The organism is Flavobacterium suaedae (genome assembly GCF_014642915.1).
In the GTDB taxonomy this organism is placed as follows: Bacteria; Bacteroidota; Bacteroidia; order Flavobacteriales; family Flavobacteriaceae; genus Flavobacterium; species Flavobacterium suaedae.
The window spans coordinates 374,821-399,698 of record NZ_BMJE01000001.1; the positions used below are offsets into that span (position 1 = coordinate 374,821).

The following is a 24,878-nucleotide window of genomic DNA, read 5'->3' on the forward strand; positions in this document are numbered from 1 at the left end:
CTATAATAACTCTATTTTTAAAATTTGTGTTGTGTTTTCAGTTACTTTATAGCGTTCATCTGCCCGGCGACCAATTATCCATATAATATTGTTACCGGAACATAAAAGCCAGGTGTTTTCTTTTTCTGATAAAGACATTTTTTCGTCTTTAAAGAATTTAGAAACCTTTTTTTTCTTCCCATTCATTCCGAAAGGGTAAAAATAATCACCTTCTCGCCATTTTCTCACAAATAACGGGAATTTTATTAATTCATTGTTAACAAAGATTTCATTTTTTGATGATTTCTCAGGAACTATTGTTGTTTTTTGAAAATGTAATTGAATTGGCGTAGCTATATCACTTTGTCCTTCTTCAATTTTATACACATTACTATCCTGCTGTTGCAGAGGCTCTAAAATTAAATTTTCCCGATTTTTTAATAATCTGTATTCATCCGTATTAACCTGTTTACCTGATTGTGCATTAGGAAGTTTGTATATATCATTCCAGGCAGTAAAACCAAAAGGTTTCAACCACTGGTATAAATAAGCCTGATAATTAGGTAAGCGTAAAAGTTGTTCAATATTAATATGCTTTTGTCCCTCAACCTCTGTAACCACTTGCTTATAAACCAGTACCGATGCATCCTCTACCAGTGACTGTGCCTGTTGTAAATGCTGCAAAGTTTCTTTAAACGAACCATTAAAATCAGTATTCATCGATTTTAAAACAGGAATAATATCATGACGCAGTTTATTACGCATGTATTTATCTGAAACATTACTACTATCTTCCCGCCATTTTATGTTATTCTCTTCTGCATAACTTTCTATTTCAGCTCTGGTAAAAGATAATAATGGACGTATAATTATATCATTCTGTTGCGGAATACCTGTTAAGCCCTCTAAGCCTGTACCTCGCGTAAAATTGATAAGGAAAGTTTCTATACTATCATCCAAATGATGTGCTGTAAGCAGGTAATCAAACCCTTTTTCTTGTATTAATTCCTGAAACCAGGCATAGCGCAATTGCCTTGCTGCCATTTGAATGGATAGTTTAGCATCCTCAGCAAAAGAGACTGTATTAAAATGAGTTACAAAAATTTCAATATCATTATCCTGAGCATAATTTTTAATGAAATTTTCATCTCCGTCACTCTCTTCGCCACGCAAATTAAAGTTGCAATGTGCTATAGCGATATTATAATTTAATGCTTTAAAAAGATGCGTCAATACCATACTATCAACTCCCCCACTAACGGCAAGCAAGAGTTTTTTATCTTGTAAAAAAGGTAAGTTTTGCGATAAATGATTTTGGAGTTGTAAAAGCATTTTCAAAAATAGTAAATTAATAAGATAGTTTTACCCTACTCAGCTTCTAAAACATTACGCATTGCTTTGGCTTTAAGCAGGCATTCTTCATATTCTTTTTCGGGAGTTGCTTTAGCAGTAATAGCACTACCTACAGAAAAGGAAACATATTTTTCCTTTTCGTTATATAATATACTTCGTATTATTACATTAAAATCAAAATCGCCATCAGGTGTAAAATAACCAACCGCACCACTGTAAAGTCCACGTTTAGTTTCTTCCAACTTTTCTATAATCTGCATTGCTGATATTTTTGGTGCACCAGTCATACTACCCATTGGGAAAGTTGTTTTTATAACGTCAACAGGTGTATGGATGTCATCTATATGAGATGTTACCGTAGATACCAAATGATGCACTTGCTTAAAAGTATATACACCGCACAGCTCCTCTACTTTTACCGAGCCTTTGGCTGCCGTACGGGAAAGGTCGTTACGTACCAAATCAACAATCATTATATTTTCCGACCGTTCTTTTTCATTTAGGGTTAGTTCTTGCTTAATAGCCTCATCTTCCTGTGGGTTTTCACTACGTCGTGCGGTGCCTTTTATGGGTTGCGAAATTATCTTACTTGCCGATTTGCGCAAATAACGCTCCGGTGAGGCAGAAAGTAAATAATTAGAACCGTTATTTAAATAGGTTGCAAATGGTGGCTGCGATATGTTATTCAGTTTTTTATAAGTTGACAAAGTATCTATTTGGGCATTTTCAGCGTAAAACTCCATGCAGAAGTTTGCTTCATAAATATCACCACGCTGAATATGTGCCAGCATTTGCTGTACTTTATCAATGTATTCTTCTTTAGAAATTCTTTGTTGTATCGTTAGCGAGTTATGGGTTGCAGGTTGTGGGTTGTCGATACTTAATGATTCTATTTCCTTAACATCATCTTCCATTTCATCACTGCACATATTCAGATAGCAAACTTCTACTTCATTCCCTTTCACTAAAAATAACTTTTGTGGCTGAAAAAAAAACAATTCAGGGAAGTGTAACCCGTCAAAATTATTGGATGACAATTTTTCAGTATCATTTTTCAGGTCGTAAGTAAGATACCCAAACAACCAGTCTTTAGTAGTTTGTTGGTATTCATTTAAATCATTAAATGCGTTATGGTAATCGGTTACTATTGAGGTAAATGCATCAACAGCTAATACAGCATCATAACTGGTATATTTCCTGTGATAATCGTTACCGTCAAGATATACTACCTCTCTAAACTGCCTGCTCCATTGAAGCAACTGTTCTTTAAACTGTATCGGGTTTTGCAGGGTATATGTAGCACTAACTCTCACTTGTATTCTATTGAAATTCCTAAAAATTCAGTACTAAAAACTATAAAAAAACCCACTCCCTTACGAAAGTGGGTTTTATATATAAAATTATATTTTTTATAAATGTAATGGTCTGTTATCAGTAGCAGCAAGCGCAGCTTCTTTAACAGCCTCAGCATACGTAGGGTGTGCGTGCGACATTCTTGAAATATCTTCAGCAGAAGCACGGAACTCCATAGCTGTAACTGCTTCAGCAATAAGGTCAGCAACACGAGCACCAATCATGTGTACCCCTAAAACTTCATCCGTTTTAGCATCAGCTAGTATTTTTACAAAACCATCAGTATCCATACTCGCACGAGAACGTCCTAATGCTTTGAATGGGAAACTACCTGACTTATACTCTACTCCTGCCTCTTTAAGTTGCTCTTCGGTTTTACCTACAGCAGCAACTTCAGGCCATGTATACACTACACCCGGTATTAGGTTATAGTTTATATGTGGTTTTTGTCCTGCTAATATTTCAGCAACAAGTACACCTTCTTCCTCAGCTTTGTGTGCCAGCATTGCACCTCGCACTACATCACCAATAGCGTATATGTTCGAGACATTTGTTTGTAAGTGGTCATTTACTTCTACCTGACCTCTTTCTGTTAGCTTAACACCTGCTTTATCAGCATCAAGACCATCTGTATAAGGGCGACGACCTACCGATACTAAAGCGTAATCACCTTCAAGGGTTTCAATATCTCCTTTTTTGTTTTCCGCCTTTACGGTTACAGTATCACCATCTCTTTCAACCGATTGTACTTTATGGCTAGTGTAGAACTTCATCCCCTGCTTTTTAAGCACTTTTGTAAGCTCTTTAGAAAGGGCAGCATCCATTGTAGGGATAATTCTGTCCATATATTCTACAACTGATACTTTAGCACCTAAACGAAGGTAAACCTGACCAAGCTCTAAACCAATAACACCACCACCTATAATTACAAGGTGTTTTGGTATTTCTTTAAGTTTTAAAGCCTCTGTAGAGGTTATTATTCTTTCTTTATCAATATCTATAAAAGGAAGTGAAGCAGGCTTAGAACCTGTAGCAATTATAACGTTCTTAGCTTCTACCGTTTCAGATGAACCATCTTCTTTGGTTACTTTTACATGTGTTGCATCTTCAAAAGAGCCTACACCCTGTATAACAGTTATTTTGTTCTTATCCATCAGGTATTGTATACCGCTAACATTTTGGTCTACTACACCTTTTTTACGGTTAATCATTTGCTCGAAGTTTACTTTTATATCGCCCGGTATTTCAATACCATGCTCTTTAAAGTGCTTCATTGCATCATCATAATGATGTGAAGAATCAAGTAATGCCTTTGATGGTATGCAGCCTACATTAAGGCAGGTTCCCCCAAGTGTTGGGTATTTTTCAACAATTGCTGTATTAAACCCAAGCTGTGCGCAACGTATAGCTGACACATATCCGCCGGGACCTGAACCTATAACGACTACGTCAAATGAACTCATATTCTATAGTTTTTGTGTATTTTTTATTAGTTAGGCAAATTTAGCGAAGTTTTTTTGTTTAGGCTATTTTATACATTTAAAGTATATGTAAAAAATTTCCTGATTTGTTATAAATCTATCACATTTGTGTTTTTCACCTCGCTTATCATAAAAATACTGTGTGTACTGCCTATGTGTTGCAGTGTAGTTAACTTGGTTACCATAAACTCCCTGTAGGCATCCATATCATCAACATATATTTTTAAAATATAGTCGTAATCACCACTAACGTGGTAACACTCAAGTACTTCTTTTAGCTTCTTTACTTCCTGTTCAAAACGGGTTAAATATTCCTTGGTATGCTGTACCAACTTTATATGACAAAAGACTATAAAGGCTCTTTCTACTTTTTTGTGGTCTAATAAGGCTACATAGTTACTAATTATTCCTTCGCGTTCCAGTTTTTTAACTCTTTCATACACTGCTGTTACAGAAAGGTTAAGTTGTAAAGAAAGTTCTTTAGTAGTACGCCTGCTATTGGTTTGCAACAGGTTAAGTAATTTTTTATCTATAGCATCAAGATTCATACTGTAAATTTTTCTGTAAAGATACGTTAATAAAAACGTAAATAAATTTTTAAACTATAGAAGCACACTTAAACTGAAAATAAATCTATAATTATAGCTATATATTGATTATATAACTTTATTTTATTCTATTTGAGGGTAAAATTATAGAACAAAACAACTAAACCCTTAATCACTATGGAATTTAATCCGGCAGATAAAATACAGGATTTACAGTATTTTGGAGAGTTTGGAGGCGTAAACCCTTCAATTTCTGATTCATCTACTTATACCTTTCTTTCAGCAAAAACAATGTTTGATACTTTTGAAGGAAATGCTGATGGATGTTACTTATATTCACGTCACTCATCGCCAAGTAACTTGTATTTAGGTCAGGCACTTGCAGCAATGGAAGGTACAGAAACAGCAAATGTTACCGCTTCGGGTATGGGTGCTATAGTAAGTGCTTTAATGCAACTTTGCGAAGCAGGCGACCATATTGTTTCCAGCCGTACTATATATGGCGGAACATATGCTTTTATGAAAAACTTCCTACCTAAAATAAACATACAAACCGCTTTTGTAGATATTACTAAGCTGGATGTTGTTGAAGCTGCTATTACTCCTAACACTAAAGTGCTTTACTGTGAAACCGTTAGCAACCCATTACTTGAGGTAGCTGATATTGAAGGACTTTCTAAAATTGCTAAAAAACATAACCTGACACTTATAGTTGATAATACTTTCTCTCCACTATCTGTTACACCAACCAAATTTGGTGCTGATGTTGTAATACACAGTCTTACTAAGTTTATTAACGGTAGTAGCGATACTGTAGGTGGTGTTGCTTGTGGTTCTCAGGAATTTATTGATGCTATGCGTAACGTTAACGACGGGGCAGCTATGCTGTTAGGTTCTACTATGGACAGCCTAAGAGCAGCAAGTATATTAAAAAACTTACGTACACTGCACATACGTGTTAAGCAACACAGCCATAATGCACAGTATTTAGCAGAGCGTTTTGAAAAAGACGGTATTAAAACGGTGTATCCTGGACTGGCAAGCCACCCAAGCCATGAACTTTATAAAAGCATGATAAATCCTGAATACGGGTTTGGCGGAATGCTTACTATTGACGTAGGTTCTCTTGAAAAAGCGAATGAGCTTATGGAGCTTATGCAACATAAAAACCTTGGTTACTTAGCAGTAAGTCTTGGTTTTTACAAAACACTATTCAGTGCACCGGGTTCATCAACTTCCAGTGAAATACCGGAAGAAGAGCAAAAAGAAATGGGATTAACCGATGGTCTTATCCGTTTCTCAATAGGTCTTGATAATGATATTGAAAGAACCTATAATATGATGAAAGAGTGCATGAAAGAACTGGGAATATTGTAATCCAACTCCAACCAATATATCACAACAGTGAAAAAAGCCGCTTTTAAAAGCGGCTTTTTTGTAACTAATTACTATTTGTTACTACTAATAATAGCAAATATCATTTCGGTGAATTACACAGTTTCGTTAAATTCGCCTTCTAATTAAACAACAAACAATTTAAAAATGAAAAAATTTTTAATACTGTTCCTGCTTACAGGTATGGTGGCTACTGCTCAGCGTAACCTTACCATTCAGGAAGCAACCTACGGGCAATACCAAGCCTTTGCACCAAAAAGTCTTGTAGCACAACAATGGAGACCGGAAAGTAACACCATTACGTACCTTAGCAGTAATTACGCTGCATTAATGTCCAGAAGTAAAGAAAGTAACTGGACAGAAAGCACTCTTGTAACTAAAGACGAGCTACTTACTAAACTACAGGAAAGATTCTCTGACGAATCTTTTATGATGTCTATTTTCCCATATACTTACCAGTGGAGCGACAAAAATACTATCAGCTTTACGGTTCCCGGTAAAAGCGGTAACTACTTAATACTATTTAACGTTGAAAGCAAAGCTATAAGCAATACTATAAAAATAGACTCTACAGGAGAGCAGGAAAAACTTTCACCGGATAATAAATATGCAGCTTCTTTAAATGGTAACAATATTGTTATTACTGATGCTGCCGGTAAAAATATTACTGTTACTAACGATGCTGATGCAGGTATTGTAAACGGTAGCGACTATACACACCGTCAGGAGTTTGGTATTGACAGGGGTATGTGGTGGAGCCCTAACAGCGATAAGCTACTTTTTTATCGTAAAGACGAAACTATGGTAGGCAACTACCCGCTTACTGATTTTTCAGCACGTACTGCCTCAGAAAATGATATTAAATACCCAATGGCAGGGCTTAAAAGTGAAGAGGTTACGCTTGTAGTGTATGATGTAAAGTCAGGTAATAAAACAACACTTAAAACCGAAGGCCCTAAAGAACAGTTCCTTACTACAGTAACATGGTCGCCTGACGGGAAGTATGTTTTTGTAGGAGTTTTAAACCGTGAACAAAACGACTTAAAACTTAATAAGTATGATGCTGCTACAGGTAATTTTATAAAAACATTATTTGAAGAAACAGCTCCTACATATGTTGAGCCTTTACACCCATTAACTTTTGTTCCCGGTGAAAATGACGAGTTTTTATACCGTACTGAAAAAGATGGTTATGAGCAATTATACCTATACAACACTGATGGTAAACTGTTAGAAAAATTAGGTTATAAAGATATAGTTGTTACAGAATTCCTTGGGTTTGACAGCAAAGCTAAAAATGCTTTCTATATGGGAACTGCTAATAACGGACTTGACAGGCAGTTATATAAAGTTAGCTTGAAATCAGGAAAAACAACACAGTTAACAACTGAATCAGGTACACACAATGTTATTATTAATAGTGATGCTACTTTAGGTTTAGACAGCTTTAGTAACATTACTACTCCTAATGATGTAAGTATTATAAACCTTAAAAACGGTAAAGTTGAAAAGGAACTTATCATTGCAGAAGATCCATACAAAGGTACTGTTGAACTACCTAAAATGGAATTGGTAACAATTACAGCCGCTGATGGTAAAACACCATTAAACGGAAGAATTATTTACCCTGCTAATTTTGATGCTACCAAAAAATATCCTGTAATGATATATGTATATGGTGGTCCTCATGCCCAGCTTGTTACTAATAGTTGGTTAGGCGGAGCTTCTTTATTTGACTACTACATGGCACAACATGGTTATGTAGTATTTACATTGGATAACAGAGGTAGTGATGCCCGCGGACGTGATTTTGAACATGTAATACACCGCCAGTTAGGTCAAAATGAAATGGCTGACCAGATGAAAGGCGTTGATTTCCTTAAATCAAAAACGTTTGTAGACCAAGATAAAATTGGTGTATACGGTTGGAGTTTTGGTGGCTTTATGACTACTTCATTAATGACTACACATCCTGAAACCTTTAAAGTAGGTGTTGCCGGTGGTCCTGTTATTGACTGGAAGTTTTATGAAATAATGTATGGTGAGCGTTATATGGATATGCCACAGGAAAATCCTGATGGTTATGCTAAAGCAAGTCTTATAGATAAAGCTAAGAACTTACAAGGACGATTACTTATGATTCATGGTGCTCAGGATAATGTTGTGGTGCAACAACACAGTATGGAGTTTATACAGGCATGTATAGAGGCAGGTAAACAAGTAGATTACTTCCTGTACCCTACTCATGAGCACAATGTTCGCGGTAAAGATCGTTTCCACTTAAATCAGAAAATAGCTGATTATTTCGACACATACTTAAAGAAAGAGTAAATAAATCTCAATAATAAATTAAAGGGAGGCTGTACAGCCTCCCTTTTTAGTTAAATATACCCACTAATGGGTATGTTTTGATATTAGTCAACATAATACTTTTGTAGGAGCAATTATAAGTAAAGTTCAGATTTCCTTTTCAGGATTTAAATCTAAATTAAACGGGGGTCCATCTCCAACAAAAACAAGGGGTACAAAACTGTACCCCTTGTTTTGCTTTAAAATAATAACATTTTATTTGTATACATTTAAATAAAATGTATATTTGTACTATGTATAGTAAAGAACTTACCAAAGGAACCCTTCAGCCCATCATTTTAAAGCTCATAAGTGAGAGTGATAAAATGTATGGTTATGAAATAACGCAGAAGGTTAAAGAGATAACTAAAGGAAAAATAGATATCTCAGAAGGTGCGCTCTACCCTATTCTTCATAGATTAGAAGCTGATAAAATATTAGATACTAAAAAAGTATATATAGGTAAACGAGTACGTAAATACTATAAAATAACTAATTCAGGAAAAAAAGCAGCACAAAAAATAACTGCGGAACTGAATGATTTTATAGGAACACTATCATTAATTTTTAACGAGAAAAAGCCGTTATATGAAGCTGACTGATGAACAAATAGAATATATAGCTACTAACTTAAAGTTTTATGGGGTAAAATCAGAGGAACTAAAAGAAGATTTATTAGACCATATATGTACCTATATAGAGACAGGAAATTTTACAGATTTTGATACTGCATATAAAGCTGCTTTAAAGGAGTTTGGCGGTCATCATGCTATGGGTAGCATACAACGAGAAACTTATATAATGACAACCTTTAAGAAAAATATCAGGATTCAGCGATTGATATATATAACAGGCTATATAGTAGCAACACTAATTAGTACAGGGTTTATTTTTAAAATGATGCACTGGCCGGGAGCCAGTATTTTACTTACTATAGGCTTTGCTATATTAATAGTAATGCTTTTACCGGTATTTTTTTACAGAAAATATAAATCATCAGAAAGAAAACTATACGAATAATCATTAATCTAAATCAATCATATCATGAAACGAACAGTTTATTTATTCGCGTTTATTACCTGCTTTATTTTAAGTACAGGAATTATGTTTAAAATGATGCATTGGCCGGGGGCTAACATTTTAATCTTCTCAGGTTTTTTATTACTAAACCTTGTTACCATGCCAATGTATTTTTACCATAAGTACAAAGCAGCAGTATAATAAAAAAGAGGCTTAATAAGCCTCTTTTTTTATTTTTGTTAAATGAAAACATCCAAAATAATATATCTTCATATAGTTCTTTACATATTATTAAACATCTTGTTCTTTTTTTATTCCGAGATGCTTTTAAATATAACTGTTCCGGGACTTAGTAATATAGCTATATGGCTATATTTAATATTATTCGGTAGTATTACTCTTTTTACATTTTCCACTATCTCCTGCATATTCTTCATCCGTAAAGAAAAAAAGAAAAATTCTGAAGGATAATTACTTTACCTCTCTTATTCCTTTTATAAAAAGCCACTTCATAAATATTTTTTCTTCTCCCTGATAATTTAACGCCTGAAACTTAGGTGCTAATATAGTGGAGGCTATAAATGCTGTAAGTGGCATCCAAAAACCTGTTAATCCCGTAAATTTTTCAACTAAAAAATAAACTAATAGGAAAATAGGTGCAAAACCTAAAAAATTATATAAAAATGCTTTTACCTTTTTCTTACTCATAATAAAATTTATTGATTAGGGTTGTTATATTTTGCTTTTTTACTACCCTCGTATATTTCGTATTTTACTAACCTAGCTTCCAGTTTACCGTTAAACAGCTTTATTTTTCTTGATGGTTTTAGCCCCACAAACTTTAAAGCCTCTAAATTAGCCGTTATAAACCAAGCATTAGTATTAGGGTAACCTTGCTTAAAGGTATCGCCTATTTCACGATAAAAACGCTCCATATCTATATCCAAACGCTCTCCATACGGCGGGTTAAACACCATGTGTAAAGGTCCGCTTGTTTCTTTTTTGGTTTCAAAAAAGTTTTCATGCTTAATGATTATATAATCTTCCAAATTAGCATTACTTATATTATTTTTAGCTTTCTCTACTGCCGATGGTGCTTTATCATAACCTGTAATGGTATAATGAAACTCTCTGGTTTTATTTAATAACGAATCTTCTATTTTTTCAAAAAGGTCATTATCCCAGTCACTCCACTTTTCAAAAGCAAATTCTTTTCTGTTAATATTCGCAGGAATATTACAAGCAATCATAGCCGCTTCGGCTATTATAGTACCACTACCACACATAGGGTCTAAAAAATCCCCTTGTCCGTCCCAACCGGAAAGTAAAAGCATACCAGCAGCAAGCACCTCATTAATTGGTGCAATATTGGTTGCTGTTCTGTACCCTCTGTGGTGTAAAGAGCTACCGGAAGTATCTAGCGATACAGAACATTGCTCATCATGTATATGTACATTTATACGTAAATCAGGGAAATCTTTATCAATATTAGGGCGTTTACCAAATTTATCCCTAAACTGGTCTACTATAGCATCTTTAGTTTTTAGTGCTACAAACTGCGAGTGGTTAAAATGATCAGAATTTAAAGTAACATCAACCACAAAAGAGTCGTTTACATCTAAATACTGAGACCAGTCAACATTTTGTATACCACTATATAAGCTCTTGTCGTTATACACTCTGCAACTGTGTATAGGCTTTAATATTTTTAAAGCAGTACGCAAAGCAAGGTTAGCTTTATACATAAAGCCTTTATCTCCTACAAAGCTTACCATTCTTACACCTGTTTGTACATCTTGCGCGCCAAGGTTTCTTAACTCTTTAGCAAGCACTTCTTCAAGACCAAATAAAGTCTTGGCTATCATTTTAAAATTCTCCATTTCTTCACGTCAAAATTCTATGCAAAAGTAAGGGAAATATTTTAGGGTTTATTTAATATACTTCCTTATTATATTTGTAACGCTTTTTATATTTTCACTCAGCAAATTACGTATAGCCTATATCTATCATATAGGAAATTTCTATATACTAATAGGTAAATACGATAAATATCATTTATAGTAAAGGCTAATAAATTATATTTTTGCATTGTAATAAATTAGTAACCACAAAAAAAATCATACTTATGTCATTAGTAGGAAAAAAATTCCCAAACATTACTGTAGACGCAATGTCTGAAATGGGCGACAACCTTTCAATCAACGTTTACGAAGAAGCAGTAAATAATAAGAAAAAAGTATTATTATTCTGGTATCCAAAAGATTTTACTTTTGTTTGCCCTACTGAACTTCACGCTTTCCAGTCTGCTCTTAAAGAATTTGAAAAGAGAAACACTATGGTGATAGGTGCATCATGCGATACTAACGAAGTACATTTTGCATGGCTTAATACTCCAAAAGATAACGGTGGTATAGAAGGTGTTACTTACCCTATACTTGCAGATACTAACAGAAACCTTTCAAGTGTACTTGGTATTCTTGATATACAGTCTGCTGAATACAACGAAACAACTGATACTGTAATGGTAGAAGGTTCTAACGTAACTTACCGTGCTACTTATTTAGTAGACGAAGATGGTAAAATATTCCACGAAAGTGTAAACGATATGCCATTAGGTAGAAATGTAAATGAATACCTAAGATTAATTGATGCTTACACTCACGTACAGGAAAAAGGAGAAGTTTGTCCTGCAAACTGGGAAGAAGGTAAAGAAGCAATGACTGCTGACAGAGCCGGTGTAGCTTCTTACCTAAGCTCAAACTAATTAAATAACCTTAAAAAATTTCATTATGCTACAGGAACTGGATAAAGATAATCTTGCAGAGATAGTAGCTGAACAACCGGTGGTGTTAGTGCAATACTCTGCCGGATGGTGCGGCAACTGCAGGATAATGAAACCAAAATTTAAAAGACTGGCAGGAGAACATGAAAATGTACAGTTTGTTATAGCTGATGCTGAAAATTTCCCTGAATCGAGAAAACTGGCAAAGGTTGATAACCTGCCTACTTTTGCAGCTTTTAAAGATGGTAAACTGGTTAACCAGGTACAAACAAATAAACTAGAAATTTTAACTGATTTAGTCAATGAAGTTACCGGTAATTAAGAACCTTACAGAGTTTATAGAGCAAAACGACCAAGATTATGTAATTGAGGCAGTTGAAGTGCTTGAAGCACTAACGGAAGTACCTTCGCTTAAAGATGAAGAACTGGACGTTATTGGAGAGTTAATCTCTAACATGTATGGTGCTATAGAGGTAGACAAAATGATTAAAGACGGTATGAGCAAAAAAGAAGCGTTAAATACATTTATGCAACGCGTTCTTGGAGCAATAGATAAAAATTAATTTTAGAATTTCTTTTTAAATTTAAAAAAGCGTCCTGTAAACAGGGCGCTTTTTGGTTTTTGACTGTAATTTAAACTTTACTATACAATATAATTTGCTACTTTTGTTTACCAAGTAAATACAACAAAAATGGCACAAATAACATTAGGAGGAAATCCTGTAAATATCACTGGTAATTTACCTGCTACAGGTACTAAAGCTCCGGGGTTTGAATTAGTTAAAAACGATTTATCGACTGTATCATTAAATGATTTTAAAAGCAGTAAGTTGGTGCTTAATATTTTCCCCAGTATTGATACAGGAACTTGTGCTACATCTGTACGAAAGTTTAATGAAAAAGCAGCAGGTATAGAAAATACAAAAGTACTTTGCATATCACGCGATTTACCATTTGCTCAAGCCCGTTTTTGTGGTGCTGAAGGGCTGGACAATGTTATTACGCTTTCTGATTTTAAAGAAGGTAAATTTGGTAACGATTACGGGCTTACCATAACCGATGGCCCATTAGCAGGATTACATTCCCGAGCAGTAATAGTAATAAATGAAGAAGGTAATATAGTTTATACAGAACAGGTAAGCGAAATAAAAGACGAACCTGATTATGATAAAGCATTAGCTGCCCTATAATTTATTAAATGAAGAAACCATTTGTAAGTGGCAGACTTAAAAGTGTAGTATATGCTTTTAACGGAGCCAAGAAATTAATACTAACAGAGCATAGTATAATGGTTCAGTTTACTATTGGTATACTGGTAACCATAGCCGGTTTCATATTTAATATTTCAACTACCGAATGGCTTATACAAACCCTTGCCATAGGTATGGTACTGGGTATTGAAGGGGTAAATACAGCTATAGAAAAAATAGCCGATTTTATACACCCTCAATACCATGAACGAATAGGGTTTATAAAAGATATTGCTGCAGGAGCCGTTTTTTTTGCTGCTCTTATGGCATTATGTATAGGGATAATTATATATTACCCTAAGGTTTTTTAAACACCTTGCTTATAAATTAATATTTTTACATAAAAGAATTAGTTACTTTATAAATGGCGAAAGCAAAAAAAGACACTTCTAAGAAAAAGACGAAAACAGGTGCTGAAGGTAGTGAAGGTAAAAAGAAATGGTCTTTATCACGCAGGAATAAAGTCCTTATAGGAGTTTTATCATTTCTGTTTGCTGTTGCCATGTTACTATCATTTATTTCATACTTTCTATACGGAAGTTATGACCAAAGTGAGGTAACCGCATTAGCTGAAAGAAATGAAGTAGTACACAATTGGTTAGGTAAGTTTGGTGCTTATTTAGCCGATTTATTTTTGTACCATGGCTTTGGTGCCGCTTCTTTTATTTTAGTACGTTTTTTCTTTTTACTGGGTGCTTACCTTGTGCTGGGGTTACCCTCTCGAAAACTTAAAAGAACACTGTTTTGGGATTTATTCCTAACTATAAATGTTTCGGTATTATTTGGTTTCTTTAGCTCTTGCCTACCCGAACTTGGCGGAATTATAGGTTATGAAATTAACCTATTCCTACAGGATTACTTAGGTAAAACAGGAACATTACTCTTACTTATTTTCGGTTTCTTTACTTTCCTTTTATTTAAAGTAAAAATGTCTCCGGACGCTATAAAAGCACTTTTTGAAAGAAAGAAAAAAGAAATTGAAGAGGAAAATAACGATATAGAAAACGCTGTAACGGACTCGACTTTTTCGCCTACCGTAGTAGCTGCTGAAAACTCGGAAGGAAGTAATAAAACAAAATCAGACTCATTACAAGAAGTAAATACTAATAATAATGATGACGATAATGAATGGGAAAACATGCAACTTAAAACTGTTGAGGAAACTCCTGTTGAAGAAGCCTTTGATGCAAACAGTAAAATTAAACAAGAAGAATCTTCTGAAATTGACTTAAGCCCTGTAAAAAAAGAGTCTGAAACTAAAACTGATAAAAAGGCAGAAAAAGAAGAAGAGTTTGTTATAGAACAGGCTGTAGAGGAAGACAGTGTGGAAGAAAACCAAGCCTCTAAATTAGTTCAGGATTTTGGTGAATTTGATCCTACCCTAGAACTTTCTAACTATCAGTTACCTTCTATAGAACTCTTGAGAGACCATGCGTCGGGAGGTATCACTATTAATCAGGAAGAATTAGAAGAAAACAAAAACCGTATTGTAGATACATTAAAGAACTACAAAATTGATATTGCCCAAATAAAAGCAACGGTTGGACCTACGGTTACTTTATACGAAATTGTACCGGAAGCCGGAGTACGAATATCAAAAATTAAAAATCTTGAAGATGATATTGCACTATCGCTTTCAGCATTAGGTATTCGTATTATTGCGCCTATACCTGGTAAAGGAACAATAGGTATAGAAGTACCCAACCAAAAACCTACAATTGTTTCCGCAAAATCAGCTATAGCATCACCTAAGTTCCAAAATGCAGAAATGGAATTACCTATAGCATTAGGTAAAACAATATCAAATGAAACATTTGTAGTTGATTTAGCTAAAATGCCCCACTTACTTATGGCAGGTGCTACAGGTCAGGGTAAATCTGTTGGGCTTAATATGGTGCTAACTTCCCTGCTTTACAAAAAGCACCCTGCGGAAGTTAAGTTTGTATTGGTTGACCCTAAAAAAGTAGAGCTTACTTTATTTAATAAAATAGAAAGGCATTACTTGGCAAAATTACCGGATTCGGATGATGCTATTATTACTGATAACTCTAAAGTTATTACGACCTTAAACTCCTTGTGTGTTGAAATGGATAACCGTTACAACCTGCTTAAAGATGCCATGGTACGTAATATAAAAGAGTATAATGAGAAATTTAAGCAACGAAAACTCAACCCTGAAAACGGTCACAGATTTCTACCCTACATTGTACTTGTGGTAGATGAATTTGCTGACCTTATAATGACCGCCGGTAAAGAGGTAGAAACACCTATAGCAAGGCTGGCGCAGTTAGCAAGGGCGATTGGTATACACCTTATTATTGCTACACAACGTCCGTCGGTTAACGTTATTACAGGTATAATTAAAGCAAACTTCCCGGCGCGTATTGCTTTTAGGGTAACATCTAAAATAGATTCACGTACTATTTTGGACAGTCAGGGAGCCGACCAGCTTATAGGTCGCGGTGATTTACTATACACTCAGGGTAACGATTTAACACGCGTGCAATGTGCCTTTGTTGATACTCCTGAAGTAGAAAAAATCACTGAATTTATCGGATCGCAAAAAGCCTATCCTGATGCTTATTTACTTCCCGAATATCAAGGTGAAGAAAGTGGCACTAATCTTGATATTGATGTGTCCGAAAGAGATTCAATGTTCAGGGAAGCTGCCGAAGTTTTGGTTACAGCACAACAAGGTTCAGCATCTTTATTGCAACGAAAACTTAAACTGGGCTACAACCGTGCAGGCAGGCTTATAGACCAACTTGAAGCGGCAGGAATTGTAGGTCCGTTTGAAGGCAGTAAGGCAAGAAGTGTTTTAATTCCTGATTTGCAGTCTCTTGAACAATTTTTTGCAAATGAAGAAAATAGTTAATAACATGCACAAAAATATACTAAAACTGGTATTGCTTTTTACTTTAACGCTGGGCGTTACTGCACAAGCACAAGATTCTTTAAAAGCTAAAGATTTACTTGACCAAGTAGCTCTTAAAGCAAGAAGCTATGATAATATTGTTATCGACTTTAAATATTCAGTAGTTAATCTTGACAAAAATATTAATCAGGAAAGTAAGGGTAATGTAGCGTTAAAAGGTAACCGTTATGTACTTAATATTATGGGAATGACCCGTATATATGATGGTAGTAAGGTATACAATATTGTACCTGAAGATGAAGAAATTTCTATAGCTTCGTTTGACGATACTAATACCAATGAACTTACCCCTGCCAAAATGTTTACTTTTTTTGATTATGGTTATGAATACTACTGGGATATAACTCAAAATGTAAGAGGCAGAAAAATACAGTATATAAAGCTTAAGCCTATAGATGACAAAGACAATACAAAGGAAATACTTATTGGTGTTGATTTACAAACTAAGCACATATATAATCTTATAAAAATGGAAAAAGATGGTACTAAAATTACCTTTACCATAAATTCTTTTAAAACAAATCAACCTTTATCAAAAAATCACTTTACTTTTACAGAAAGTAAATATCCTAATTATTACATCAACCGATTAGATTGATTTTTCTTTGAAAATATTAGACCGTTATATAGTATCGTCATTCCTAAAAACATTTACATCTGTATTTGTTATACTCTTTTTTATCTTTATCCTGCAGGGAATATGGCTTTTCATTTCCGAACTGGCAGGTAAAGACCTTGATGCATGGGTAGTAATTAAATTTTTATTATTCTACTCCCCTACCATGGTTCCTTTAGTACTTCCTTTATCAGTACTGCTTGCTTCTATTATGACATTTGGTAATCTTGCCGAAAATTATGAGTTTGCTGCTATGAAAGCATCAGGAATATCATTAGGTCGTGCTATGCGAGGTTTAATGGTTTTTATATTTATACTCAGTATTATATCTTTTTTCTTCGCAAACAATGTTATCCCCAGAGCACAGTATAAGTTTATTAACCTGAGAAAAAATATTGTACAAACAAAACCGGCACTGGCTATTGCGGAAGGACAGTTTAACGCTATTGGAAACTTTAATATTAAGGTAGATAAGAAAAGTGGCGATAAAGGGCAAGAGCTTTCCGGGGTTACAATTCATAAGCGACTTCCGGGTTCTTCAAACGCGACCATAATACGGGCGAAAAGTGGTTTACTTCATAGCAGCGAAAAATCTAATATATTACAGCTGGAACTATTTAATGGGTATTACTATGAAGAAGTAACTACCAAAAATCCTGTTGAAAGAAGAAAACTTCCTTTTGTAAAAAGTAGTTTTTCTAAACAAGTCATGAATATCGACCTTACAATGCTCAACTCTGAGGATATGGATAAAGAGAGTATTTCTCCTACTAACAGTATGCTGAATATTAACGAATTAAAGTATACGTTAGATTCATTAGAGTCTAATTTTGAAAAAGAAAAAATAAGTGTACGGTCTAATATTACTGACAGAACAAATTTAATACTAACAAAAAGGCAACCTGTTACTAAACAACTTACGCTTCACGATAGTATTAAAGATATTACCAAGAATATAAATGACACTCTTAATAATAGTAATATTATAGAAAAAGAAATTGCAGTTAGCGATACAGACTCTTTACCGCAAAATCTTTTGCCGTTAATTGATAAAGAAGAAGATAAGAAAAGAGTTGTTGATTTAGCTTTTAACACACTAAACAGTACTGACTTTACTATTACTTCAGGTATAAGTAATCTGGATCAAAAGAAAAAAAATATAAATAACCACTGGTACGCAATTTACCAGAAGTTTGTAATTGCCTTTTCATGTATCCTTATGTTCTTTATAGGAGCCCCTCTTGGCGCAATAATACGTAAAGGAGGGTTAGGGTTACCTATAGTATTTGCGGTTATTATTTTTATAATATTTCACTTTGTAAATACTTTCGGAAGAAAATTAACTCAGGAAGATGCTATTTCTCCATTTTTAGGAGCATGGGTATCTTCAATAATATTAGCTCCTTTGGCGGTATTCTTAACTTATAGGGCTACTAACGATATAGGGCTTATTAATATGGATAACATATTATTACCTTTACAAAAGTTTGTACAAAAACTATTTAAATTAAAATCAAAAGAAGAAAATTAAATGGCTACTACTGCTACACAACAAGACATACAACTAAATACTATAGAAGAAGCTATTGAAGACATCAGAAATGGAAAAGTAATTATTGTAGTAGATGATGAAGACCGTGAAAACGAAGGTGATTTTCTTGCTGCAGCCGATAAAGTAACTCCTGATATGATTAACTTTATGGCAACTCACGGTAAAGGGCTTATATGTACCCCCCTTACCGAAAAAAGATGTAAAGAGCTTGAACTAAATGTAATGGTTGCTAATAATACCGATGCTATGGAAACAGCATTTACAGTATCGGTAGATCTTAGGGGAAAAGGTGTTACTACAGGTATATCAGCACATGACAGGTCTAAAACAATAGAAGCTCTTGTTGACCATAATACAAAACCATACGAATTAGGACGACCAGGGCATATATTCCCTTTAATAGCTAAAGAAGGTGGTGTACTTAGACGAACAGGTCACACAGAGGCTGCTATAGACTTTGCAAGACTTGCAGGGTTTCAGCCCGCAGGTGTTATTTGCGAAATAATGAACGATAACGGTACAATGGCAAGATTACCGGAATTATATGAAGTAGCAAAGAAATTTGACCTAAAACTGGTTTCTATTGAAGATTTAGTTGCTTACAGAATGCAACATGACAGTCTGATTCAGAAAAAAGAAGATTTTGAAGTAGAAACACGTTTTGGTGCCTTTCGTTTAAGAGCTTATGAACAAACTACAAATAAGCAAATACATATTGCATTAACCAAAGGTAGCTGGAATACAGGTGAACCTATATTGACACGTATAAATGCTACACATGTTAATAACGACATTTTAAGCACACTTACTAAAGATGCTGATAAAAAACTTGAGAAAATCTTTGAAAGGATTAATCAGGAAGAAAAAGCAGCTGTTTTGTTTATTAATCAGGAGGTGCGCCCTACAGAACTTTTAACGAGGATAAAAGAACTTAAAAGTTTACAAGCGGAAGGAACAAGCCAGGCTCCACAAATTAAAATGGACGCTAAAGATTTTGGTATAGGGGCACAAATATTACATGATATTGATATTTCTAAAATAAGATTACTTACAAACTCAGGACAGACAAAACGTGTAGGTATGATAGGTTACGGACTGGAAATAACAGAGTACGTTGAATTTTAAAAAAAATATAATTTTATAATATTCACTTAATGAAGCAGTTGAAAGTACTATAAAAATAAACATATATATTTTTAATTAATATGTTTGGAAAACCCGAAAAGCTTAGTATATTTGCAACCGCAATCAGGAAATGATAGCAGAATATTGGAGAAATGGCAGAGCGGTCGAATGCGGCGGTCTTGAAAACCGTTGACTGTAACAGGTCCGGGGGTTCGAATCCCTCTTTCTCCGCAGAAAAAAGGTCAGATTATAATCTGACCTTTTTTATTATTATATTTCATAAAACTCTATATCATTCTGTCAACTTATTTACTAATACTAGAATTATAATAAAATATATAATTCTTAGTACATTTTCACTTTAACAGATTTAATTCATTCCTCTTACATCAATAGTATTTTATTATAAATATAAATAAATACTGGGCGTAAGACATTTTAATTACACAAAAAGTAATTATAAAATATTGAAAATAACCTTTGCTTATCTTACATAAAAATAAATTTAATAGGTAATAACTAATTATATATCAATAAAAAAGAGTTTTAAAAGGTAATCATACAGTTCTTTGGTTGCGGAAAAACCGCAATTAAAGTTTTTTTCATTCATTTTTAACAAAAAACAAACTTAAATAACTGAATATTAATTTATTGAGATTAAAATATTAAAAGTATATTATCAAATAACATTAACATAATAAATACTTAGCTAAAAAAACGTTTTAACGTAATGGTTTAAAACTAAATTTGAAAAAGGAAGCACAAACCCTGCGCAGGTATAAAATGCTTTTAGTCAACGATTTATCCAACTTTAATTTTTAATCATTATGTTTAAAAAACGATTTTTGTTAGCCCTAGCCGTTGTAGGTATAACGGGACTATCATTCGGAAATTTTAAAACTATTTCCGGTCTTTTAGCTACTGAGTCAACCTCAATGGTAGCTTGCTCAGGAGGAGGAAACGAAACCTTCTCTAACCTTGGCTCTAGCCAAAGTAATTATACTACCAGAACTTGGACTGGTAATGACGGAATATCTTGGGAAGCTACTGATGCCAGAACTGACCAAGATTTAGATGGCGATGCTATCGCTGTAAGATCAGGGCATTTAATAAACACTTCTACTATATCTGGTGGTGTTGGTACAGTAAGCTTTGATTATGCAAGAGTATTTTCCGGTAATTCTACATTAAAACTTTATGTTAACGGTACTCAGTACGGTTCAGACATAACTGTATCATCTACATCTTCTACTACTTTCACTCAGGCTGTAAATGTAGCTGGTGATGCTACTATTGAATTAGTAAACAGTGGTAAAAGAACAATTATAGACAATTTAACTTGGGATTGTTACCCATCTATTAGCGGTCCTGAACTTCAGGTTGCTGACTCTGGTAACAATAATTTTGATTGTGATAGTCTTACTGTAAACTTTGGTTCTCAAGCAGTAAATGATTATAACGATCAGGTATTCTACATTAAAAACCTAGGTACTACAGATCTTGATGTTAGCTCATTAACATTAAGCAACACTACTGATTTCTCTATTATTTCACCTTCAGGTGCATTTACAGTAGCTCCATCTAACTCTTCTATAATACTTGTTCGTTTTCAAAGTGCTACTGCCGGTGCTAAAACATCTACACTTACAATAGCAAGCAACGATGCTGATGAAGCTTCTTGTGTTGTTAACCTTTCAGGTGTAGCTCTTGGTGCTTGTGTAGCTCCTGCTGATGCTGATGAACTTGTAATAAGCAATGTTACTTCTTCTTCTGCTGATGTTGAAGTTGAAAACAATACTGCTGATGGTTACATCGCTATTTTAAGTGACACTACTCCTCTGTCTGCAGCTCCTTCTGATGCTACAGAATATCAGGTAAATGATGCTATAGGTAATGGTACTGTAGCTTACGTTGGTGCTTCATCAACTTTCACTATTTCAGATCTTGAAGAAGATTCTGATTACTATCTATTTATCTACGCATACAACAGTGTAGATTGTACGGGTGGACCTCTTTACTCTTCTGTTGCCGGAGAGGATGAAATACAAACTCCAGTTGCTCCATGTATTGGTGGTTCTGAAAGCTTCTCTAACATGGGGTCTAGCCAAAGTAACTACGCTACAAGAACTTGGACTGGTGATAATGGTGTTGAGTGGGAAGCTACTGATGCCAGAACTGACCAAAGCCTTACTGACGAAGCTATTGCTATAAGAACCGGTTACCTTACAAACACAACTACTGTTTCTGGTGGTATAGGTACACTTTCATTTGACTATGCAAGAGTATTCTCCGGAGAGTCCACTCTTAAAGTATTTGTAAACGGTAATCAAGTAGGTACTGATGTTACTGTATCTGAAACTACTGCTACTGAATATTCTGTAGCTGTTGATGTTGACGGTGATGTTACAATCCGTATAGAAAACAGCGGTAACAGAACTATTATTGACAACCTTGCTTGGGATTGTTATTCAACTCCTACAACTCAAGAACTTCAGCTTCTTGATAGTAATCTTGCTAATCAGGATTGTGGTTATAACTTAGAATTTGGTAATGTTGAAACAAGTGTTGATACAGAGCGTACATTTACTATTCAAAACCGTGGTGCTTTAGACCTTAATGTAAGTAGCCTTGTATTAAGCGATGCTACTAACTACTCTATAGTAAGCCCAACTACTGTTCCTTTTGTAATAGCTCCACAAGGTACTCAAGACGTAACTGTACGTTTTAATAGTGCTACTGCTGCTGCTTACCCGGCTACTCTTACAATAAACAATAATGATGCAGATGAGTCTGCTTGTGTTGTTAAACTTAACGCTAATGCTCAAGATGCTTGTGCTGCTCCTGGAGTTACAGGTGAAGTTGCTATAAGCAATATTACTTCTACTTCTGCTGACTTTGCTGTAAGTAACGTTACTGCTAACGGCTATGTTGCTGTAGTAGTTTCTGCTTCCGGTACTGTAGAAGAGCCTGTAAACGGTACTTCTTACGAAGTAAATGATATGTTAGGTGACGGTGTAGTTGCTTACGTTGGTACTGACGCTAACTTTACTATCTCTGACTTAGACCCTGAAACATATTACCTTGTTTTCATTCACCCATATAATGATGCTGATTGTTTCGGTGCTCCTGTATATGCTTTAGCTGGTATAGAGGACGAAGTTACTACTGCTGCTGCTCCATGTGTTGGTGGTTCTGAAAACTTTGATAACTTAGGTTCTAGCTCTAGTAGCTACTCTACAAGAACTTGGACTGGTAACAATGGAGTTATATGGCAAGCTACTGATGCCAGAACTGACCAAGACCTTAACGATGATGCTATCGCTATAAGAACAGGTTCTCTTACTAACACAACTGCTGTTTCTGGAGGTATAGGTACACTTTCTTTCAACTATGCCAGAGTGTTCTCTGGAGAGTCTACTCTTAAAGTATTTGTAAATGGTACTCAGTACGGTTCTGATATTACTGTATCTGAAACTAGTGCTACTTTATTCTCTCAATCAATCAATGTTTCTGGTGATGTTACTATAGAAATAGAAAACAGCGGTAACAGAACTATTATTGATGATGTATCTTGGGATTGTTATTCAGCTCCTGCAACTCAGGAACTTCAGTTATTAGATAGCAGCCTGAACAACCAAGAGTGTGGTTTCGCTATCAACTACGGTGACGTTCAAACTGGTGTTAATGCTGATCAGACTTTCACTATTGAGAACATAGGTCTTCAGGCTCTTTCTGTATCTGACTTAGTATTAAGCGATGCTACTAACTACTCTATAGTTACTCCAGCTACATCTTCATTCACTGTAGCTGCTCAATCAACTCAAACAGTTACTGTACGTTTCAACAGTGCTTCTGAAGGTACATTCCCTGCTACACTTACAATAAGCAGTGATGATGCTAACGAGGGTACATGTGTTGTTAACTTTAGCGCTACAGCTCAGGATGTATGTGCTGCTCCTGCTAACACAGGTGAAGTTGCAATAAGCAATGTTACTACTAGTTCTGCTGATATTGCTGTAAGCAGCGTTACTGCTGATGGTTATATAGCATTAGTACTTACTTCAGGTACTGTTGGTACTCTTAATGATGGTACTGTATATGCAGTAGGTTCATCTGTAGGAGATGCAGTTGTTGCTTATGTTGGTCCTAGTGCTTCTTTCACTGCTTCTGACTTAGCTGACGGTACTTACTACCAACTTTATGTTTATCCATACAACAGTGCTAACTGTTTTGGTGGTCCTGTATACGCTACTGCTGCTATAGAAGATGAAATTACTACTCCTGCTGCTCCTTGCTCTGGTGTTGCTGAAGCATTCGATAACTTAGGTTCTAGCTCTAGCAGCTACTCTACAAGAACTTGGACTGGTAACGGTGGTATAGACTGGACTGCTACTGATGCAAGAACTGACCAAGACCTTAATGGTGATGCTATTGCTATAAGAACTGGTTCTCTTACTAACGATGATCCGATTTCTGGTGGTATAGGTACTCTTACTTTCAACTATGCAAGAGTATTCTCCGGAAACTCTACTATTAAAGTATATGTAAATGGTGTTCAGGTTGGTAGTGATGTTACTGTATCTTCTACTTCTGCTACTCAGTTCTCTGAAGTAGTTAATGTTGCAGGTAATGTTTCTATAGAAATAGAAAACAGCGGTAACAGAACTATTATTGATGATGTAACTTGGGATTGTTACTCAGCTCCTTCTTCTAGAATAGCTGTTGAGCAAACTGAAGCTAAAGAAGTTTCAGCTCCTTCAACTGTTGCCAGCAACGAAGTAGTACTTTACCCTAACCCTAACAACGGAGAATTCTTTATAGAGCTTCCTAGCGTTGATGCTAATGCTGAAGTAACTGTATTTGATTCTCTTGGTAAGCAAATAATAAGCAAAAAAGTTACCGGTAAAGAGTCAATCAACATGGAAAATGCTAATCAAGGTATATACATGGTGGTTATAACTTCTGGTAATAATGTAACTACTAAAAAAGTAGTTATAAAATAAGTTTTAGGTAAATTTATAATATCTAATTTTTAATAGCTCCGGAAGGATATCCTTCCGGAGCTTATTTTTTTGATTATTAACTACTTATGCTTTAATTTGACTAAATTTTATGTTTTTGTAATGTTTTTTTTATAACT

At 34.8% G+C, this 24,878-nt stretch carries 21 protein-coding genes and 1 tRNA gene; 16 read left to right on the plus strand and 6 right to left on the minus strand.

All coding sequences use genetic code 11. From position 1 onward, the window contains the following. The 4 genes from tilS to IEW45_RS01825 form a co-directional block, all read right to left on the minus strand. The gene (tilS, locus tag IEW45_RS01810; protein ID WP_188619769.1) at nt 1–1,311 is read right to left on the minus strand and encodes a tRNA lysidine(34) synthetase TilS; all 1,311 of its coding nucleotides are present in this window, start codon (nt 1,309–1,311) and stop codon (nt 1–3) included. A 35-nt stretch (nt 1,312–1,346) separates the two neighbouring features. Next, nucleotides 1,347–2,645: an anthranilate synthase component I family protein gene (locus IEW45_RS01815; RefSeq protein WP_188619511.1), complete on the minus strand. Its 1,299-nt coding sequence runs from the start codon at nt 2,643–2,645 to the stop codon at nt 1,347–1,349. Between the two features lie 96 nt (nt 2,646–2,741). Beyond that, complete coding sequence (gene lpdA / locus IEW45_RS01820; protein ID WP_188619512.1) at nt 2,742–4,148, minus strand: dihydrolipoyl dehydrogenase; 1,407 nt, start codon at nt 4,146–4,148, stop codon at nt 2,742–2,744. 107 nt (nt 4,149–4,255) lie between these two features. Next, nucleotides 4,256–4,714, minus strand: coding sequence for an Lrp/AsnC family transcriptional regulator (locus IEW45_RS01825; RefSeq protein ID WP_188619513.1), 459 nt, complete (start codon nt 4,712–4,714; stop codon nt 4,256–4,258). Nucleotides 4,715–4,891: 177 nt separating this feature from the next. Between IEW45_RS01825 and IEW45_RS01830 the strand changes: the two genes are divergently transcribed. From IEW45_RS01830 to IEW45_RS01850, 5 genes are all read left to right on the plus strand, one after another. Continuing rightward, on the plus strand, nt 4,892–6,091 hold the full coding sequence (locus IEW45_RS01830; protein ID WP_188619514.1) for an aminotransferase class I/II-fold pyridoxal phosphate-dependent enzyme: 1,200 nt from the start codon (nt 4,892–4,894) through the stop codon (nt 6,089–6,091). 165 nt (nt 6,092–6,256) lie between these two features. After that, nucleotides 6,257–8,440, plus strand: a complete 2,184-nt coding sequence (locus IEW45_RS01835; RefSeq protein WP_188619515.1) for a S9 family peptidase — start codon at nt 6,257–6,259, stop codon at nt 8,438–8,440. A 272-nt stretch (nt 8,441–8,712) separates the two neighbouring features. Beyond that, the gene (locus IEW45_RS01840) at nt 8,713–9,060 is read left to right on the plus strand and encodes a PadR family transcriptional regulator (protein WP_188619516.1); all 348 of its coding nucleotides are present in this window, start codon (nt 8,713–8,715) and stop codon (nt 9,058–9,060) included. After that, nucleotides 9,047–9,478: a hypothetical protein gene (locus tag IEW45_RS01845; RefSeq protein WP_188619775.1), complete on the plus strand. Its 432-nt coding sequence runs from the start codon at nt 9,047–9,049 to the stop codon at nt 9,476–9,478. The genes IEW45_RS01840 and IEW45_RS01845 overlap by 14 nt, the downstream gene beginning before the upstream one ends. Nucleotides 9,479–9,502: 24 nt before the next feature. Continuing rightward, nucleotides 9,503–9,679: a hypothetical protein gene (locus IEW45_RS01850; RefSeq protein WP_188619517.1), complete on the plus strand. Its 177-nt coding sequence runs from the start codon at nt 9,503–9,505 to the stop codon at nt 9,677–9,679. 270 nt (nt 9,680–9,949) lie between these two features. Here IEW45_RS01850 and IEW45_RS01855 read toward each other — a convergent pair whose 3' ends face one another. Together IEW45_RS01855 and IEW45_RS01860 are read right to left on the minus strand one after the other, a co-directional pair. Then, complete coding sequence (locus IEW45_RS01855) at nt 9,950–10,186, minus strand: hypothetical protein (protein WP_188619518.1); 237 nt, start codon at nt 10,184–10,186, stop codon at nt 9,950–9,952. Nucleotides 10,187–10,194: 8 nt separating this feature from the next. After that, nucleotides 10,195–11,358, minus strand: coding sequence for a THUMP domain-containing class I SAM-dependent RNA methyltransferase (locus IEW45_RS01860; RefSeq protein WP_188619519.1), 1,164 nt, complete (start codon nt 11,356–11,358; stop codon nt 10,195–10,197). A gap of 245 nt (nt 11,359–11,603) precedes the next feature. Between IEW45_RS01860 and IEW45_RS01865 the strand changes: the two genes are divergently transcribed. From IEW45_RS01865 to IEW45_RS01915, 11 genes are all read left to right on the plus strand, one after another. Next, the gene (locus IEW45_RS01865) at nt 11,604–12,242 is read left to right on the plus strand and encodes a peroxiredoxin (protein WP_188619520.1); all 639 of its coding nucleotides are present in this window, start codon (nt 11,604–11,606) and stop codon (nt 12,240–12,242) included. A 25-nt stretch (nt 12,243–12,267) separates the two neighbouring features. Next, nucleotides 12,268–12,582 (plus strand): thioredoxin family protein, encoded by a 315-nt coding sequence (locus IEW45_RS01870; protein ID WP_188619521.1) that lies wholly within the window; start codon nt 12,268–12,270, stop codon nt 12,580–12,582. Next, nucleotides 12,563–12,823 (plus strand): DUF6952 family protein, encoded by a 261-nt coding sequence (locus IEW45_RS01875; RefSeq protein ID WP_188619522.1) that lies wholly within the window; start codon nt 12,563–12,565, stop codon nt 12,821–12,823. The genes IEW45_RS01870 and IEW45_RS01875 overlap by 20 nt, the downstream gene beginning before the upstream one ends. Nucleotides 12,824–12,952: 129 nt before the next feature. Further along, nucleotides 12,953–13,450: a thiol peroxidase gene (tpx, locus tag IEW45_RS01880; RefSeq protein ID WP_188619523.1), complete on the plus strand. Its 498-nt coding sequence runs from the start codon at nt 12,953–12,955 to the stop codon at nt 13,448–13,450. Between the two features lie 8 nt (nt 13,451–13,458). Further along, nucleotides 13,459–13,821 carry a diacylglycerol kinase family protein gene (locus IEW45_RS01885; RefSeq protein WP_188619524.1) on the plus strand — a complete coding sequence of 121 codons (363 nt, stop codon included), beginning with the start codon at nt 13,459–13,461 and terminating at the stop codon, nt 13,819–13,821. A gap of 53 nt (nt 13,822–13,874) precedes the next feature. Next, nucleotides 13,875–16,385, plus strand: a complete 2,511-nt coding sequence (locus IEW45_RS01890) for a DNA translocase FtsK (RefSeq protein ID WP_188619525.1) — start codon at nt 13,875–13,877, stop codon at nt 16,383–16,385. Then, nucleotides 16,369–17,043: an outer membrane lipoprotein periplasmic chaperone LolA1 gene (gene lolA1, locus IEW45_RS01895; protein ID WP_188619526.1), complete on the plus strand. Its 675-nt coding sequence runs from the start codon at nt 16,369–16,371 to the stop codon at nt 17,041–17,043. Before IEW45_RS01890 ends, lolA1 begins: the two co-directional genes overlap by 17 nt. 7 nt (nt 17,044–17,050) lie before the next feature. Continuing rightward, entirely contained in the window at nt 17,051–18,592 is a 1,542-nt protein-coding gene (locus IEW45_RS01900) for an LptF/LptG family permease (protein ID WP_188619527.1), read from the plus strand. Then, nucleotides 18,593–19,738 (plus strand): 3,4-dihydroxy-2-butanone-4-phosphate synthase, encoded by a 1,146-nt coding sequence (ribB, locus tag IEW45_RS01905; RefSeq protein WP_188619528.1) that lies wholly within the window; start codon nt 18,593–18,595, stop codon nt 19,736–19,738. Between the two features lie 146 nt (nt 19,739–19,884). Further along, nucleotides 19,885–19,969: transfer RNA gene (locus IEW45_RS01910), tRNA-Ser, on the plus strand. 614 nt (nt 19,970–20,583) lie between these two features. Then, nucleotides 20,584–24,741: a choice-of-anchor D domain-containing protein gene (locus tag IEW45_RS01915; RefSeq protein WP_188619529.1), complete on the plus strand. Its 4,158-nt coding sequence runs from the start codon at nt 20,584–20,586 to the stop codon at nt 24,739–24,741. The last annotated feature ends 137 nt before the right edge of the window (nt 24,742–24,878 follow it).